Below are 1272 nucleotides of genomic sequence, written 5' to 3'. Positions count from 1 at the left end.
CTGACGGCCTGACAAACTTTATGAGAGAGGGCGTAAAACCAGCGTCCAGCCGACTTCCAGCAGAGTGATGAGGTCGGGAGATTTCTTCTTCCGCTTTCCCAAAGGATCTGGATCTGGCCCACCTGGCATTGCCAGGTGGGTAAACACTTTAAGGCCACGACTGAGTGCCCAGCGCATTGCTCGTTCCCCAATCTTGAGATAGCTCAGCCCGCGTTGCCAATGCGGGTCAACCATGCGTCGTTTCCCCTGAGCAACAATTTGCACGCCTTTGGTGATCAGAAAGAGCGTTGCCAGTGCCAAAATCATGACGAGTCTGTTCAGGCTCGCAACATCACGGAGCTTTGAGGATTCCAGTCCGTGAAGTCCACTTTTGTCGTCCAGAAAGCCCTCTTCGATCTGAAACCGTTCGCCGTACTCCGCGAACGTTTCCAATCCAGTCGGCTCGCTACTCACAACCTGCCATTGCTCCTGTGCGTCCGTGGGTCTGGCGACTGCAACGTGGACTGGGCCAAAAGCCTGCCCTGTGAGAGCGACGTTGTGGAAACAGCGCGTCTCCCTGGGTTGAAGTCGGATTTCGTCCAGCTTGCACAGGCGCTGACCTGAAGGGTCAGCGAGGATCAGGTTCGACTTGATTCGAATGCGATAGTGCCAACCACAGGCCCAGAGCCAATCCATCAATTCGGTATCGCAAAAACCCCGGTCAGCAAGAAGGCGGACATCACGGATGCCGAGCGTATCAAGGATGCCTTTAACACGGGCCAGCAGGGGGAGAAGCTGCTGGGTCGAAACCTGAGCACTTTCGTGTTCGATAACTTCTTGGTGCAGTGGAAGGGCACGTCCCCGGAAGAGAATGGCAAAGCGAATCAGGCAGAACTTCCCGAAAAGCATACTGGTGTCCAGAGCGAGCACCAGACGGTGCTCGCCCCAATGGTGCAGTGCTTGGAGGACAAGCGGCGCGTAGGTTTCGAAGGGATCAACCTTGGGGTTTTCCAGGAATCTGCGGGCCTGCACCTCTCGACTTTGCGCGACCTGCGCTTTCGAGATTCGTCCGCTCACCCACGCAGGGATGGAGCAGATTCGGCTTTCCAGACAGCCTGCAACGAGCCAGGCACAGGTATCTGCGTTGCGAACATCGTTCCAAGCAAGGGAACTGAGGAAGGGGCGGACATTCTGGTAGAGTCGGGGTACGTCCCCGAGGAGCATTTTTGTCGTCACAAACAGAAATTATCCCCTATCGGGGACGTCTTCTCATAAAATTTGTCAGGCCGTCAG

General features: G+C 55.8%; 1 protein-coding gene. It reads right to left on the bottom strand.

The features are described 5' to 3' along the window. Positions 1–18: 18 nt before the first annotated feature. Entirely contained in the window at positions 19–1215 is a 1197-nt protein-coding gene (locus E5Z01_RS19165; protein ID WP_240738596.1) for a transposase, read from the bottom strand. Positions 1216–1272: the final 57 nt, after the last annotated feature.

This window comes from Deinococcus fonticola (genome assembly GCF_004634215.1).
GTDB lineage: Bacteria > Deinococcota > Deinococci > Deinococcales > Deinococcaceae > Deinococcus > Deinococcus fonticola.
The sequence above is the reverse complement of the archived record's forward strand: the minus strand, read 5'-3'. Positions and strand labels throughout refer to the sequence as shown.